This window comes from Caballeronia mineralivorans PML1(12) (assembly GCF_001028175.1).
In the GTDB taxonomy this organism is placed as follows: Bacteria; Pseudomonadota; Gammaproteobacteria; order Burkholderiales; family Burkholderiaceae; genus Caballeronia; species Caballeronia mineralivorans.
Genome location: NZ_AEJF01000069.1, coordinates 37,481 through 52,316, shown reverse-complemented (window position 1 = coordinate 52,316; position 14,836 = coordinate 37,481). Strand labels below are relative to the sequence as shown.

At 58.8% G+C, this 14,836-nt stretch carries 14 protein-coding genes; 4 read left to right on the top strand and 10 right to left on the bottom strand.

Going from position 1 to position 14,836, the window contains the following annotated elements:
• Nucleotides 1-273: 273 nt before the first annotated feature.
• A complete protein-coding gene (locus EOS_RS09675) occupies nucleotides 274-1,698 on the top strand; it encodes a sensor domain-containing diguanylate cyclase (RefSeq protein ID WP_235442757.1) in 1,425 nt (474 codons plus the stop codon).
• Between the two features lie 134 nt (nucleotides 1,699-1,832).
• Here EOS_RS09675 and EOS_RS09670 read toward each other — a convergent pair whose 3' ends face one another.
• The 3 genes from EOS_RS09670 to EOS_RS09660 all read right to left on the bottom strand — a co-directional run bounded on the left by EOS_RS09670 (nucleotide 1,833) and on the right by EOS_RS09660 (nucleotide 4,148).
• On the bottom strand, nucleotides 1,833-2,336 hold the full coding sequence (locus EOS_RS09670) for a hypothetical protein (protein ID WP_047846400.1): 504 nt from the start codon (nucleotides 2,334-2,336) through the stop codon (nucleotides 1,833-1,835).
• A gap of 130 nt (nucleotides 2,337-2,466) precedes the next feature.
• Nucleotides 2,467-3,297, bottom strand: a complete 831-nt coding sequence (locus tag EOS_RS09665; RefSeq protein WP_047846399.1) for a hypothetical protein — start codon at nucleotides 3,295-3,297, stop codon at nucleotides 2,467-2,469.
• Nucleotides 3,297-4,148 carry a class I SAM-dependent methyltransferase gene (locus EOS_RS09660; protein ID WP_047846398.1) on the bottom strand — a complete coding sequence of 284 codons (852 nt, stop codon included), beginning with the start codon at nucleotides 4,146-4,148 and terminating at the stop codon, nucleotides 3,297-3,299. Before EOS_RS09660 ends, EOS_RS09665 begins: the two co-directional genes overlap by 1 nt.
• A 131-nt stretch (nucleotides 4,149-4,279) precedes the next feature.
• Between EOS_RS09660 and EOS_RS09655 the strand changes: the two genes are divergently transcribed.
• A complete protein-coding gene (locus tag EOS_RS09655; protein ID WP_047846397.1) occupies nucleotides 4,280-5,218 on the top strand; it encodes a LysR family transcriptional regulator in 939 nt (312 codons plus the stop codon).
• Between the two features lie 389 nt (nucleotides 5,219-5,607).
• Nucleotides 5,608-6,150 carry a hypothetical protein gene (locus EOS_RS09650; protein WP_047846396.1) on the top strand — a complete coding sequence of 181 codons (543 nt, stop codon included), beginning with the start codon at nucleotides 5,608-5,610 and terminating at the stop codon, nucleotides 6,148-6,150.
• 303 nt (nucleotides 6,151-6,453) lie between these two features.
• On the opposite strand, the gene EOS_RS46165 is transcribed toward EOS_RS09650, so the two are convergent.
• The 5 genes from EOS_RS46165 to EOS_RS09625 form a co-directional block, all read right to left on the bottom strand.
• Nucleotides 6,454-6,708: a hypothetical protein gene (locus EOS_RS46165; protein ID WP_075645303.1), complete on the bottom strand. Its 255-nt coding sequence runs from the start codon at nucleotides 6,706-6,708 to the stop codon at nucleotides 6,454-6,456.
• Nucleotides 6,709-6,784: 76 nt separating this feature from the next.
• On the bottom strand, nucleotides 6,785-7,135 hold the full coding sequence (locus EOS_RS09645) for a VOC family protein (RefSeq protein ID WP_047846395.1): 351 nt from the start codon (nucleotides 7,133-7,135) through the stop codon (nucleotides 6,785-6,787).
• 593 nt (nucleotides 7,136-7,728) lie between these two features.
• Complete coding sequence (locus tag EOS_RS09635) at nucleotides 7,729-8,172, bottom strand: hypothetical protein (protein WP_152693103.1); 444 nt, start codon at nucleotides 8,170-8,172, stop codon at nucleotides 7,729-7,731.
• Between the two features lie 190 nt (nucleotides 8,173-8,362).
• Entirely contained in the window at nucleotides 8,363-10,183 is a 1,821-nt protein-coding gene (locus EOS_RS09630) for an ABC transporter transmembrane domain-containing protein (RefSeq protein WP_047846392.1), read from the bottom strand.
• Between the two features lie 152 nt (nucleotides 10,184-10,335).
• Nucleotides 10,336-11,190, bottom strand: coding sequence for a helix-turn-helix transcriptional regulator (locus EOS_RS09625; protein ID WP_047846391.1), 855 nt, complete (start codon nucleotides 11,188-11,190; stop codon nucleotides 10,336-10,338).
• A gap of 293 nt (nucleotides 11,191-11,483) precedes the next feature.
• Here EOS_RS09625 and EOS_RS09620 point away from each other — a divergent pair, with 293 nt between their 5' ends.
• Entirely contained in the window at nucleotides 11,484-11,831 is a 348-nt protein-coding gene (locus EOS_RS09620) for a cupin domain-containing protein (protein ID WP_047846390.1), read from the top strand.
• Between the two features lie 196 nt (nucleotides 11,832-12,027).
• On the opposite strand, the gene EOS_RS09615 is transcribed toward EOS_RS09620, so the two are convergent.
• Together EOS_RS09615 and EOS_RS09610 are read right to left on the bottom strand one after the other, a co-directional pair.
• Nucleotides 12,028-13,584, bottom strand: coding sequence for a DHA2 family efflux MFS transporter permease subunit (locus EOS_RS09615; protein ID WP_047846389.1), 1,557 nt, complete (start codon nucleotides 13,582-13,584; stop codon nucleotides 12,028-12,030).
• A gap of 79 nt (nucleotides 13,585-13,663) precedes the next feature.
• Entirely contained in the window at nucleotides 13,664-14,824 is a 1,161-nt protein-coding gene (locus EOS_RS09610) for an HlyD family secretion protein (protein ID WP_047846388.1), read from the bottom strand.
• Between the last annotated feature and the right edge of the window lie 12 nt (nucleotides 14,825-14,836).

Sequence of the window (14,836 nt, the reverse complement as noted above, 5' to 3'; positions counted from 1 at the left end):
CTCGTTTAAGTCACTCGGCCCAAGCAAACGGGTGTCAAGATATGCGCCCGGATGCCGATATACTTCCCGTACGCTAACCATCGCCCCGGCTTTTTCTGCAAAAAGAGACCTCGCTGGCCCGCTGCTTCCAAGCTGTCCACGGAGAATTGTTTGATTTTGAATCGACCATCCATCATTTGGCGTGCGATAGCTTTCGTGGCAATCGTCTGCCTGTCTCTCGTTGTGCTCGATGGCTGGCGGAGTTGGAACGCCCGATCAGTCGAGTTGGGCGAAATGGATGTCGCCACCTCGAATCTCGCACGGGCAATGGCTCAGCAGGCCGACGACACATTCAAGGAAGCGGACACGGCGTTGCTGGGCATCGTTGAGCGCGTGGAGTTCGACGGGACCGGCCCGGCTGCTCTTAAACGACTGCATGGCATCCTGGTGATGCGCCGACAGGAGCTTCCCCAGCTTGACGGTCTTTTTGTATATGACGAAAACGGAAACTGGATCATCAATTCCACGTCGACGCCGCTAAATCGATTCAACAATGCGGATCGCGAATATTTCATCTTTCATCGACACGACTCTGGTCCTGGTCCGCACATTGGCGTGCCAGTAATAAGCAGATCAAGTGGAAAGTGGGTTATTCCCGTTTCACGGAGAATCAATAAACCGGATGGCAGTTTCGGCGGCGTTGTGCTGGCAACCGTCGATATTGATTTCTTCAAGACGTTCTACGATAGCCTTCAGATCGGCAACGCAGGAGCCGTTGCCCTCGTCCTGAATAGCGGCGTCATGCTGATTCGTCGACCGTTCGACGTAAAAGTGATCGGCAAAAGCATGCGTGGAACCGCGCTGTACAGCTATTACACAACGCAGGGCCCTGTCGGAACGGCTTTCATCAAGTCGGCACAGGATGGCGTCACGCGGCTAAACAGTTATCGTAACCTCCAGCATTATCCGGTCTTTGTAGCGGCTGCGTTGTCCAAGGATGAGATTTTGCATGAGTGGTGGCGCGACACGATCTGGCATTCCGCCGGCGTGCTTTGCTTGGTCATTGTGGTGGGCTTGTTCGGCTGGCATCTGATCCGGCAGATCGAACTGCGAACGACTGCCGAGGCGGAGCTGACAAAGACGCACGCCTCCCTTGAAAAGCTCAATGGGACCCTTGAACGACTTGCGATGCAGGACGGCCTGACGGGGCTCGCGAACCGCCGCCAATTCGATGTCACGTTGCATAACGAATTCAGCCGCGCCACGCGTCAAGCGAGTGCGTTGGCACTGATCATGATGGATGTCGATTGCTTCAAGCAATACAACGACATCTACGGACATGCAGCGGGCGATGAGTGCCTGCGAACGATTAGCCGTCTCATCGGGGACCTGACAGCCAGACGTCCGGGGGACCTCGCCGCCCGATATGGTGGAGAGGAAATTGCGGTGCTTCTACCGAATACCGATGTAGCTGATGCCGTGGCGATCGCGGACAATATCCGCAGCGCTATTCATGGTCTGGAAATTGAACATTCGGGCAGCCCCGCTGGCTTCGTCACGATAAGCGCGGGTGTTGACGCCCGGGTCCCGACTCGAGACGCGGGCGAGGCTACGGAGCTCATACTGGCTGCTGACAAGGCGTTGTATGAAGCGAAGAAGAAGGGACGCAATCGAGTACTAGCCGCCAGGGGTAATCTTTCGTCTTCGACTACAGCTTGATAGCGTGACTGTGCGCTCCAGACCCATTACGTTTTGCAAAGACCGCGCCATGAACAGGTCTTTTTCATAAATCGTTTAGGATTTCTTTCAAATCACTGACGACGGAGATCGCGTTGTCATGACTTACGGAAAGATCAATAGCTCCGAGCCACCTTGGGCTGAGGGCGCAGCAGCAGATAGAAGGCGGCAACATGCGTAATCATCAGCACAGGCACGTAGATGATCGGAATCGCGTACGTAGCGCCCAGCTCTCCCGCACGCGCAGGAAGATCGGACTGGATAGCGTGGTAGTAGTCGAGGATGAGGTCGGTCGCTCCCACAAGATTGAAGGCTACGACGAACAACCAAAAGAGTGGGCGTATTCGTGCTGTGAGTAGCGCCAGCATCGCCAGAACTCCCGTTGCGAAGTCACCGTATGCGGCGAACACGGCGAAGCTGGCAGGCAGATCGGGACTGACGATGCCCGGCAGGATGAAGACCAGCCCGAAGAAACGGAAGCTGTGCAAGGTGGCGATGGCGCGTTGCGCTTCGAATGGGTCCATCGACTTGAGCCTGGGCCAGACGTATACGCGGAAGCAAAGCAGCCAGGCGACATACCCCAGAACGAGATGCAATTGGAAGAGAACTTCCGGTGACATGTTGCCTCCTGTGTCGACCGGAGTTGGCGCTTTAGCGCTTACTCCAGTCCCATGCAAAGCACTTATTCCGGTCCCATGCAAGATGGTTGCTGCCAGGAGTTGTCTGGCGCATTGAAGGATAGGAAGGAGATCAGCCGGCGTGTCGTCGGATCAGCTGGCGCAGCGACAGCGCGTGCAGCAGGATCGAGCTTGGCACCACGAAAGCAGGGGTCAGCACATCCGGATAATCGCCGGCGCCGATGCTCAGCACGCTCGGAACGATCAACTGGAACCGGCCGGGCGAGGTGATCATCCCCAAGGTGATCGCGACGGCGAAGTCAGCGAGGCCGAAAATGTTCCAGGCAATCGCCGCCTTCCGGCCTTGAGCTGTACCGCTCGCCACGGCGATTGCTGCCGGCACGGCGAACAGGCCGGTCAACACATCGCCCATTCCCGCCGGCAACGCGAACACGCCTGGCAGCACCCCGTGCAGCCAGGCAGCGAGGGCCCAGCTGCCGAATACCCGGTAAAGCTGAAGAGCGACAAGCCAGGTCGTCGGCATCGCGTCGAGCACCTGCCCCACCCGCTTCGACAACAGCAACAGAGGCGCGCCGATCATCACCGGCAGGAAGATCGCCAACGGCAGCAACGGCAAGGGTGAGGTGCCCGTGCGGAAGACGCCATTGATCGCTGCGCTCCAGGCGACCGCGAACCAAAGCGTGTCTGGGATCATGACCGCCAGCCAGGTCGTGCGGCGTTGGCCCGGAGTCAGGTCGGTGCTTTCGAGGCCGAGCCACAAACCTACCGCGATAAGCCCATGGGCCATCAGCTGATGGGCTGTGGTCGGAACGCCGCTGGTCGGGATAATCGGCTGCCAGTGGATCAACACAATCCACAGGACCGTCAGCGGGACGATCCAAAGCAGGCTGCGCCAAGCGGGATGCGGCGGGACGATACCAGCCGGAATAGGCGCGGCGGTCATCAGCAGTTCTCCAGGTGAATCAGGGTCTTCGCGGGCGTGGCCTCGAACACCGCAGTGAGAATACCGAGTCGGCCTTCCAGGAGATTTCGCCATAGGTTGGTGGAAAGCTGTGCGAAGTCCGGCCCCATCACCACGCTAAGATTTGGCGAGGGTGGCTGCCCCGACGCACGCAGCTGGGTGATCCAGGCCTTGGCGGCCTCGGTGTCGTCTTGCCATGCCAACGTGCGGAAACCTGCTTTTTCGATTGCCTCGTGTGTTGCGTCGGCCGTCAGGAGAAAGCTCGTGGCCAGTGTTCGCGCCCAGGGAACGGGGTAGTACGGTTCACTGCCGTTTGCAACGACGTCGAACGTCGCAAACCTGCCGCCTGGCTTCAGCACACGTCGGATCTCCCGGTAAAGTCGTGTGCGATCGGCGATGTTCATCGCCACATGCTGCAACAATACGACGTCGAAATGGCTGTCTTCGAAGGGAAGTTCCAGCGCGCTGGCGGTATGAAACGACACCTGTTCGCTCTGCCCTGTGCGCTGGCTGAGATAGCGTGCGGCATCCACGAACGGTTCGCTGAGGTCGATACCCGTCACCAGACAGCCATAGGTTGCAGCCAGAAAACGGGCCGGCCCGCCAACGCCCGAACCGACGTCCAGCACCGACATGTCGGCGGTGATCCCGGCCAATTTGGCAAGCTCGGCGGTGGCCGCAAGCCCACGGGTGTGAAACTGGTCGAGGGCGACCAGTTGCTGCGGTGTGAGCCGCTGATCCTCCGGCCCAAGGACCGTGAGCGCGATCTTCAGCCGCTCGGTCAGGCCCGTCGCGCGATAGTGATCTCGCACGCCATCAAGTGCATCAGTCATTGCAAGGTTCCTCCACGGTCTTAGAGGATTGTTCAGGGCTTGCGAGTCGACATCGGCGCGACTCCTCATCTGCAGGCGTAGGTGTACCATGGCTTCTTGCGAGCGACTATTCATCACAATGTTGACGGGCTATGAAGCAGAACTTCACAGTCAGGCAGGGCGCGCTCGATGGCGTGGAGGTGTTCCTGAGCGTTGCCCAGCATCGCAGTTTTCGCCGGGCAGCCGCGGAACTCGGGGTGACGCCGTCGGCCGTCAGCCAGACGGTGCGTGTACTTGAAGCGCGCATTGGCGCAGCGCTCTTCATACGCACCACGCGCAGTGTCGGCCTGACCGAAGCTGGCGAACGGTTTCTTTCGCGCGCAAAGCCTGCCTTCGAGGAACTTGTCGCAGCTAGTGCGGTTGCGCGCGGCCTCGGCCAGCGGCCCGCCGGATTGTTGCGTCTCTCAGTGCCGCGCGCGGTGGTGCCGATCCTGCTGGAGCCACTGATCGCATCCTTCTGCCAGGCTTATCCCGAGGTCGAGGTGGAGATCGCCGCAAGCGAGGAGCTGATCGATCTTGCGGCGAAAGGATTCGACGCCGGCATCCGGCTGGGTCAGTTCGTCGACGCCGACATGGTCGCGGTACCGTTGACACCACCGTTTCGTCTCATCGTCGTCGGCAGCCCTGCCTACTTCGCAGGGCGCAGCCGGCCCAAGCACACGGACGATCTGCGCCAACACGCATGCTTGCGATGGCGGCGATCCAGCGGCGCGCTCGCGCTATGGTCATTCAACGACAACGGCCAAGCGATCGAGATCGCCGTATCCGGCCCCCTCATCGCCAACGATTTTCCCACCATGCTTGGCGCGGCAGTCGAAGGCATAGGCCTTGCCCAGCTACCTGAGCCGATGGCCGCTGAAGGGTTGAGAGCGGGAAAACTGGTGCACGTGCTGGAGCCGTTCGCGCCGGTGATACCGGGAGTGTTTCTCTACTATCCGAGCCGCCGGCAGATCATGCCGAAGCTGCGCGCCTTCATTGATCATGTGAAGAGCCGCCCGGCAGGCCATGGCAGAGTCCCGGGTACAAGATGACTATTGGCATGCCGGGTTGCGGAAAAGAGGGTGATGTTTTCCTTTATATGGACGTCATTCCGGCGAAGGCCTCTCCTGTCCGGTCCGGGAAGAATTTTCATGAGCTGAATGCGTTTAGCGAAAGCTCACCCTCGCGACCAGCACACAGCTTGGTGTCACTGGATCTCGGTTCCATAGGCCTGTGTGAATTCCATGTATCGGACCGCGCTCGACTCGTCCCTGCTGCGTCGTTCTTTATGGCCGAACCTTGCCGGCACGTCGGGCGTGCTTCTTCGCCGCGAGCGATCCGGCTTGTGTCGCGCAACTTGTAAAATGAACGACAACTTCGCTTACCCCTGGCCGACAGCACGAAGGTTTGCAACATGACTTTAAGCGCAGGCGAGATGACAATGTGGCGGCTCGTGCAGCGCTACACGGGTCGAGTCGGATACCAGCGCGGCGTGAAGTCAGATGGACTATCGGCCGACCCTCCGGTCATTGACTGCTCGGGATGGATCAGACTGCTTCTCACGAAAGCGATGCGAGCGGAGAACGAAGCTGCTGGCCGTGCAGTGTTTGGTGCTGATGATGTGGAAGCCCTGTGGGTGTGGTCGGATCGGATTATTCAGGAAATTGAGACCCGGACAGGGTTCGTTCTTGAGGGGCGAGAGATCACAGCCCTCAGCCTCCCGCGTTGCGCCACCATCGGGCTGAAAATGGGAGAGCCCGCCTGGGCGAGTAACCATCCCCGTCCACGCGGCATCACGCACATTGTTCAGGTCGTTCGTCGCCCGGAGGATGACGCGCCGTTTGTCTCCGAGTCCTTCGGCGGTTCAGCCTCACCCGGAATAAGTCTCACGCCGCTCGGGGAGTGGCTCGCCCTTTCACAGCCGCATCTCCGCGCCGGTGAGATGTGGGCCGTCGATGCGTTCCGGTTGGCCTCAAAAAACTGAACGACCTCCTCGAACGTCTCTTCGATAGCCGGACACGGTCCGATGCTGAACGGATAAGACAGCCCGCCGTAGATTGGTCTACATCTGGCGCAAGTCGACTCACTATAGACGCTCGACTTTCTCGATAACGGTCATAAACTATATGGGCCTTATCGTCGTTCCGCTCGGTTATCCGCGGCGATGCGCGCTTCCTGGATTGTCGGTGTCGGCATCATCGCTTGATTACCGCGACGACAAGCGTAACTGCAGCAGGACCGGTCGAAATACGCCTTGTGCGTTACAGAGACCTGAACGCTCACGGATTTATAGTGTCAACGTGCGACGGACTGCGGTCATCAAGACATCTCTATCCATCGCTGAATGCACAGGTAATCGTTCAAATTCAGCCCCGATCCGTAGATCGGCGTAAAGCCCGGTCGTATCTTCGTGGAAGTGCAGAAATGATTTTGATTTTCTGTAAAACACGTCGGGGGAACTCTCGCGTAAATCCGGAAGTTCACGCAGGTCGCGAAGGGTGCTTTCAAGCTGGTTGAGTGCTGTTACACCTGCGTGTTTCACGGGAGTTAATCCTTGTGATTGTCAGTCGGCGTTAGCTTTCGGAAGTGAGTCCACGTTTCCATTTGTCGGCGGCAGACTATTCGTGGCAACTGCACAGCTCGAATTCGTGACCCTCCGGGTCGCTGAGGACGATGCTCTTCATGTTCTCGTCATCCAGACCATCAAGGACGACCGTTGCCCCGAGAGTCTTGGCGCGGCTTAGAAAGTCCGTTAAGCCGAATGCATCGAACTCGAATACCGGTACGCATGCGCTACCGACGAGTTCATCGCCAAAATCATTCAACAACAGCCCAATGCGCACCTCGCCCACGGCGAACTCCGTCCACCGTTCCGACTTGCGACTCGGCGACAACTTTAACAAGCCTTCCCAGAATTTCGAGGAGCGCTCCATGTCTGTCACTTTGAAATAGGCAGTTCTGATTCGCATCGAATGCTCCAAGGGAGAGTCTGTTAAGGCACTACAAATAATATCGCATCCAGCCCAGATCAAAAGCCGTTAGCCAAATTAGCGGAAAGCCGCTTCTGACGGAGTTTGAATATCTGCAATGTTGACAACTACGATTGAAAGCCAAACGGCTCTTGATGGCCGCACTCTGCCTTCCGCGATCGGCTCATGTTCGACCCGCTCCAGTGATTGGGTCCCAGCGAAATCAGGCAATTGCGCAGTTCGCCCAACAGCCAATGCTGCTGGTTGCTGAGGTATCGATGGCGGCGAGTCCGATGGACTGCAAGCCGCCTCGAACGCTAGCTTAGCCCCACCCGGCTGCTTCCGATATGCAGCCCCGCCACTCCGATAAGAATGGCGACTACAGCTCGCGCGAACCAAACAGCGAAGTCCGGCGAGACGTCGAATACGTCAAACGCTCTTAGAAGGCAATAACAGCCCAAGCCAATCGACGCTATTCCGGCCACAATAACGGCGACAAAAACCGTCCGCCCGCGCGCTTCTTCGGCCATATTTTCCTCGGACACACATCAGGTTAACGGGTGTTCGATCGTGAGAGTTGCACACTCAACCATCTAGGTCGCGAGCTGGTGAGAAACCGGTTTCGACTTGACGGGCGTGTAGCCCTGATCTTGAGCAGGCTGCGCAACGACGACGAACTGGACCATCAGACAAACGATGAATCCCAGAAGTTGAAAGCTTCGCCTGGGGGAGCAAAAGGCGCTCTTGCCCGGCACGAACATCGTGACCACGCCCACCCGAGCCACCACGCCAGTTCCGATCATGGAGGACGAAGTCGGGCCCGCTAAGGCCTTTCGACTGCCTTGAACGAAACGGGCAAGCAGACCCGAGCCTATGAACGCAGCGCCGACATGGGCCTGGGCCAACCAACCAGGTTGAGCACCAGCATGGAAGAAATTAACGTAAGCGGACAGCGCCGCGCATCCGAGACTAATCAGTCCAGTGAGAAACCAGGATCTCTGAAGCATCGTCACTGCTTTTATCGATTGGGCGGACAATGGCAGTGCTCGAAGGTGGCAGGCGATGTCGTTCGCTCAAAGATTGCGCACTTAGAATGATCTTTAGCCAGGGAGTGGCTGGATTTTCGCCTTTTCATTTCCCCGTTATCGGCGTCTTTTATTGATTCTTTAGCATGTTGTTGAAAGCTGGCCATTCGTCCAAGCTGCCCGGGCAACCTGGATCGGGTCTTCACGCAGAGTCGACATGATCACGCACAGCGCCGCTCTGCCCCCTCTGCTCCCGGGGCTCGCCGAACTGCAGCGCAGCCAACTGCGCATACAGCGGCGAGCTCAGAAGCAGATCAACGTGACGGCCCTGCGCGACAATGCGGCCGTGTTCCAGCACGACAATGCGGTCCGCTTGCTGCACGGTCGCAAGGCGGTGCGCGATGACCAGCGTGGTGCGGTTCTGCGCGGCATTATCCAGCGCCTTCTGCACCAGCCGTTCGCTCGCGGCATCGAGCGCGCTGGTGGCCTCGTCCAGCAACAGGATGGGCGGATTCTTCAGGATCGCACGTGCAATCGCAATGCGTTGTCGCTGTCCGCCAGACAGCCGCACTCCGCGTTCGCCCAGAAATGTATCGTAGCCTTGCGGCAGTTCTTCGATAAAGCCGGCTGCCGCAGCCATATCGGCGGCCCGCTGCACTTGCGCGAGTGTGGCGTCGGGCGCGCCGTAGCGGATGTTGTCGAGCACGCTGCCTGAAAAGATCACCGACTCCTGCAACACTACCCCGATTTCCCTGCGCAACTCGGCGAGCGGCACCTGCCACGTTGGGACGCCGTTGATCAGAATGCCGCCGGCCTGTGGATCGTAAAAGCGCAGCAGCAGTTGGAACAAAGTGGTTTTGCCGGCGCCAGACGGTCCAACCAACGCAACATGCTCGCCTGCGCGGACATCGAGTGAGAGGCCGGAGAGCGCCGCGATGCCGGGGCGGGACGGATATGAGAAGCTGACGTTGTCGAAGCGGATGCCCTCCCCGCGCGCGGGCAGCGGCACTGTCGTCTCGGCCTCCACCACCGGAGAGCGTGCCGACAGCAGTTGCAGCAGCCGCTCGGTGGCGCCGGCGGCCCGCTGCAGATCGCCCCACACCTCGGCAACGGCCCCCACAGCGCCGGCCGTGAACACCGCGTAGAGGATGAACTGGGACAATTGGCCCGCCGTCATTCGCCCCGCCAGCACCGCCTGCGCCCCGAGCCACAGCACGAACACAATGGCGGTGAACACCAGCACGATCACCACGGCGGTCAACCAGGCGCGCGCCCGAATGCGCGTAAGCGCTGTCTCAAAGGCCAACTCTACCGCGCCGCCAAACCGCCGCGCCTCAAAGGGCTCCTGCGTGTACGACTGCACGGTCGGCATGGCATTGAGCACCTCGCCCGCCACCGCGCTCGCGTTCGCTACCTTGTCTTGACTCGCGCGCGAGAGCCGCCGCACGCGTCGCCCGAAGATAACGATGGGCGCAACCACCACAACCAGCGTGGCGATGATGTAGCCCGACAGCACGGGGCTTGTCACCGCCAGCATCGCCACGCCACCGGTAAGCAGGAAGAAATTGCGCAATCCCAACGACAGGCTGGTGCCCACCACCGTCTGGATCAACGTGGTGTCGGCAGTGAGCCGCGACAGCACCTCTCCGGTCTGCGTGGTCTCAAAGAACTGCGGACTCATCCCCAGCACGTGGTCGTAGACCGCACGCCGCAAGTCAGCCGTGACCCGCTCGCCCAGCCACGACACCAGGTAGAAGCGCATCGCCGTGGCACCGGCCAGCACCAGCGAAACGATGAATAGCGCGAGGAAATAGCGGTCGATGTGAGCCCGGTCGCCCCCGGCGAAGCCACGATCAATCAAGTATTTGAACGCCACCGGCAACGCCAATGTGGCCCCCGCCGACGTCACCAGCGCCAGGAACGCAAGCGCCCAGCGCCCGGCATAAGGACGCAGGAAGGGAAACAGGGCAAACAGGGGGCCGATAGCCCGCGCAGGCGGTGAAGGCGGAACGGCATCTGGCATGAGGATTCCCAAGCGGATCGAAGACCCCCTCGATTGTGCCAGTGCTGCGGGTTCGAAGACGGATCACGTAAAAGCCTGGCGCTGATCCATGAGTGCCGCCGTGTTTGCTTGGCACCGCCAGCATCCGATCTTTGCTCACTCATGAACGCTTGTTATCGCCCTTGCCCGGTGACAAATTGTACGTTTTGTCTGTATTGGCTGGGCGTCACGCCTTGCTGACGAACAAAGAAGCGCGTGAAGTTTCCCGGCGAGTCGAAGCCCAGATCGAGCGCAATATCCTGAAGGGCCATCTCGTGCTGCGACACGCCTTCGATCGACAGGTCCATCCTCAGCATGCTGCTGAAAGTCGCCGGTGTCATGCCGGTCTGCTTGTGGAATAGATGAAAGAAATGCGGACGCGATAGCCCAACCATTTGTGCGAGATCGTCGAAGTCGGGCGGAATGCCCCTTACCTGTTTCATTGCGTCGATCGCGCGACGAACCCTGATGTCGTACGCTATTCCGCCAACGGACCCGGCCGCTGACAGTTCGCTCCTTCGGGGTGATATGCCGACCAGTTCACCGGTCATGTCGGCGATCAGCCCCTGGACCGCTTGCAGCGACTGGCCTTCACGGTCGGTCAGAATGTCGAGCAGGTCAGTATGAAGGCGGCTAAGCTTCCCCTGCACCGGCACGGAAGACCTCGGAAAGAAACGTGGATGAATGCTGTATGCGAAACGCCGGTCGACATCCCTCAACCAATCCGGCTCCAGGTAAAGCGCAAGCAGCACCGTCGGCTGCGATTGCGGGCGATGCTCATAGAAATGCGGCTCCCACGCATTCACCAGTAGCACGTTCTTGTCAGACAAAACATGCTCACGATTGCGGATCCCGAACTGGATGTCAGGACCGCCTTCCTTGAAGATGACGTGAGAAACCCGATGTGCATGGAGGACCATGCTCTTGTCCAGCAGCAGCAACGCCGCTCTTCCAAACGGTCCATGAATGATTCGCAAAGGTTCCGACATTGTGATCGCCTCCTGCCGTCCCGATGAATTCAAAGCGTTCCCACTGTCTTAACCGTTTCGCGGAAAAAATCACCATCCGGAATGATAAATCGGCCTCTTCCGTGACAAGTTTCCATACGGCCGGGACAACGACAAGTGGGACATTCGCCTACTCTGAGTACAGGCTCTCCCGCACCGCAGCTATCGAAGTGCGGTCCGGCGGCCGGCCAACACGTTTTGAAGTCTGAACGTGAATGGCGTTGCTGCAATGCGGGACGCCTCTCGCACCATTCGTACACGTCAAGGAGATAATCATGGCTGGCGTCGGCAGTGAAAAGGTATTTGAGAATGACAAGGTCATTGTATGGAACTTCGTTCTCGCTCCAGGCGAGGAAACGCCGGTACATACCCACACGCTTTCATACATGTGGTACGCGATCGAAGGTGCACCCTTGCATATCTTCGACGAAAACGGCGGGGACCTCGGCATCTTCGACGTGCCAACGGGCGCGATTTACTCGCTCAAATGCGAGAACGGGTATCTGGAAGTGCTGTCCGAAATCGGCAAGGGCGCCAAGGTCCCTGCAACGCACAAAGCGCGCAACGAGGGAAGCAAGCCATACCGCGAGGTACTGGTCGAATACAAAGAGCAGTGCGCTTGATTGAGTCTGTCTGAGAAGCTCCCCGAACGCCTCCCGATGCGTGGCGGCGTTCGGCCGATACCGCAACTCCGCAGACAGGCACGATGCAAGTTTCACTGCCGCTTGATGAGCCGGAACGGCCCGAGTCAGCCGATGGATTCGATGCGGCACATTCTGAACCCGCGAGAACCGGTACGTGGAAGCAACGCTTGTCACATCAATGCGCGCCACTCGCAGCGGCATCTGCAGCACCCGCCTTTCCTCGCTTCGTAATCCATATTAATGGAATGATCACGATCATGATGATGGCCGATGCATAGAAAATATCGTCCAGCCCCATCATCGCCGCCTGTGTCTGCACAAGGTTGTCGAACAATGCATACGAAGACCCTGTATTGAGTCCCAAGAGGGAGTGATAGGCGTGGAGTTGTTGATTGAAAAACGGATTGGTGGGATTGGACTGCGCCGTCAGGATCTCGTGGTGCATGATGGTCCGGTTATTCCACACCACGTTTGCGATCGATGTCCCCACTCCTCCACAAAACATCCGCCCAAAGGTGGACAGTCCCGCTGCCGCAGGCACTTTTTCTGGTGGCTGTCCCGACAAGATGATCACGGTCAACGGCGCGAAGAACAATGCCATCGGAATGCCCTGCAGCAGGGTCGGCAGGACGATGTGTCCGACGTCGATGTCGGTGTAGAAATACGACCGCATGTAGTACACAATCGCGAATCCAATGAACGCACACGTGGCGAGAATTCGTGCATCGGAGCGCGGCAGAATCTTACCCATAATAGGAGCACCGAGCACTGCGAAGAAGCCGAGCGGTGCAGTGGCAAACCCCGCGTCGAGCGCACGGTAACCCAAATACTCTTGCATCCACTGAGGCAGCAACACGAGGGTGCCGAAAAATATTCCGTAAGCTATCGAGAGTGAGATCGTACCGCCGAGAAAGTTACGCTGCTTGAACAGCGACAAGTCGACTACCGGATTCTTGTCCGTCAGTTCCCACGCGACGAAAAATGCGAAGGCGATCAACGCCACTACGGCCAATACGACGATTGTCGTCGAAGAGAACCAGTCAAGGTCCTTGCCCTGATCAAGCATTACCTGCAGCGATGCCACCCAAGTGATCAGCAGCAACAGCCCGACGAGATCCACCGGCAGTTTCTTGGTTGGCGTGTCGCGTTCGCGATATAGGGCCCAGACAACGGCAGCAGAGAAGAGACCGACCGGGATATTGACATAAAAGATCCACGACCAGCTGTAACTGTCGGTGACCCAGCCGCCGAGCGCGGGGCCGACGATTGGACCGGTGATAACAATCATGGAGAACAGCGAAAGCGCCATCGAGGACTTCTCTCTCGGCCACGAACTGAGCAAGAGCGCTTGCGACATCGGGATCAGCGGTCCTGCAACCGCCCCTTGCAGCACACGCGCGAAGAGCAACACCGGCAGCGACGGCGCGACCCCGCACAGCCATGAAGACAGGACGAACAACAAAATGGACCCGATAAAAAGGCGAACCTGACCGAGCCGCTGGGTCAACCACCCGGTCAGCGGAATCGACACCGAGTTCGACGCCGCGAACACGGTGATGACCCATGTGCCTATGTCCACGGACGTGCCGAGATTTCCGGAGATGGTAGGAATGGCAACGTTGGCAATCGATGAATCGAGTACGGTCATGAAGCCGGCAAGACCGACGCCGAGCGAGCCTAGAACTAACTTCGCTCCCGTCAGCGGAGGGTGAATCGTTTGAGTGTTTGACATAGCGTTCTCGACTAAATGCAACCTTTCCTTGCGTAACCGGCACGGCCGCCTCAACCTGCGGCGCGCCGGCTACACCCGATTACCTGTTTTCCGCGACGATGCGTTCGATCTCGGCGTTAGCTTCGTCGCCGTACTTTGCGAACACGTTCGTCGTATAGCTTGAGTTCGGCGGATCGCCGAGTTGGCCGCCGCTCTGGTCTTTGATATCGACGTCAACATTCATTGACAGGCCGACGCGCAGCGGGTGCTTGCCGAGTTGCCGCGGGTCCACCTCGATCCGCACGGGAAGACGCTGCACTACCTTGATCCAGTTGCCGGTCGCATTCTGAGCCGGCAGCAGTGCAAGCGCGGACCCGGTCCCAGGAGAGAAACCAACGACCTTGCCGCGAAATGTGACCGACGAACCGTAGACGTCCGCCGTGAGCAAGACGGGCTGCCCCACCCGGATATTCCTGAGCTGCCATTCCTTGAAATTTGCGTCGATCCAGACTTGCTCAAGCGGCACTACTGACATCAGCGGCGTGCCTGGCGATACCCGCTGGCCAACCTGTACCGAACGCTCTGCGATATAGCCTGTTACAGGCGCTGGCAACGTGTTGCGGGCATAGGCCAGATACGCATCGCGGACCTTTGCGGCACTGGCAAGCACGTCGGGATGGCGCTCGATCGTCGTGTTCATGGTGAGAGCGCGGTTCGAAGCGAGCCGTTGTTGCGCAGAGTCGAGTCCAGCCCGCGCCGATCTCAGCGCATCACGCGCGTGTGAGATTTCCTCATCGGAAACAGCGCCTGTCATCCCCGTCGCCAACCGGCGCTGCAGGTCATCGTGCGCCTTTGAAAGATCGGATTCCCGCTGCGCGACGTCTGCGCGATATTGATCGTCGTCGACATACAGGCCATGCACGCGGCGCACGGTCTGCGCGAGATTGGCTTCCGCCTGCTGCAGCGCAATGCGCGCGTCAGCCGGATCCAGCACTACTACCGGCTCGCCCATCCTGACTGTCTGCGTGTTGTCCGCATTCACTGCGACAACCGTACCGGTGACCTGCGGCGTAATCTGTACAACGTTGCCGTTTACGTATGCATCATCTGTGTCAACATGAAAGCGTGCGTCAAGGAAGTAATAGAGGCCATAGGCGACAGCGGCGATCAGGATCACGATGAAAAGCAGAATCATCGTTATCTTACGTTTGCGATTGCTTGCCGGCTTTATACTTTCGGTTGGTTGATCAGTCATACTCATGAATATGCTCCT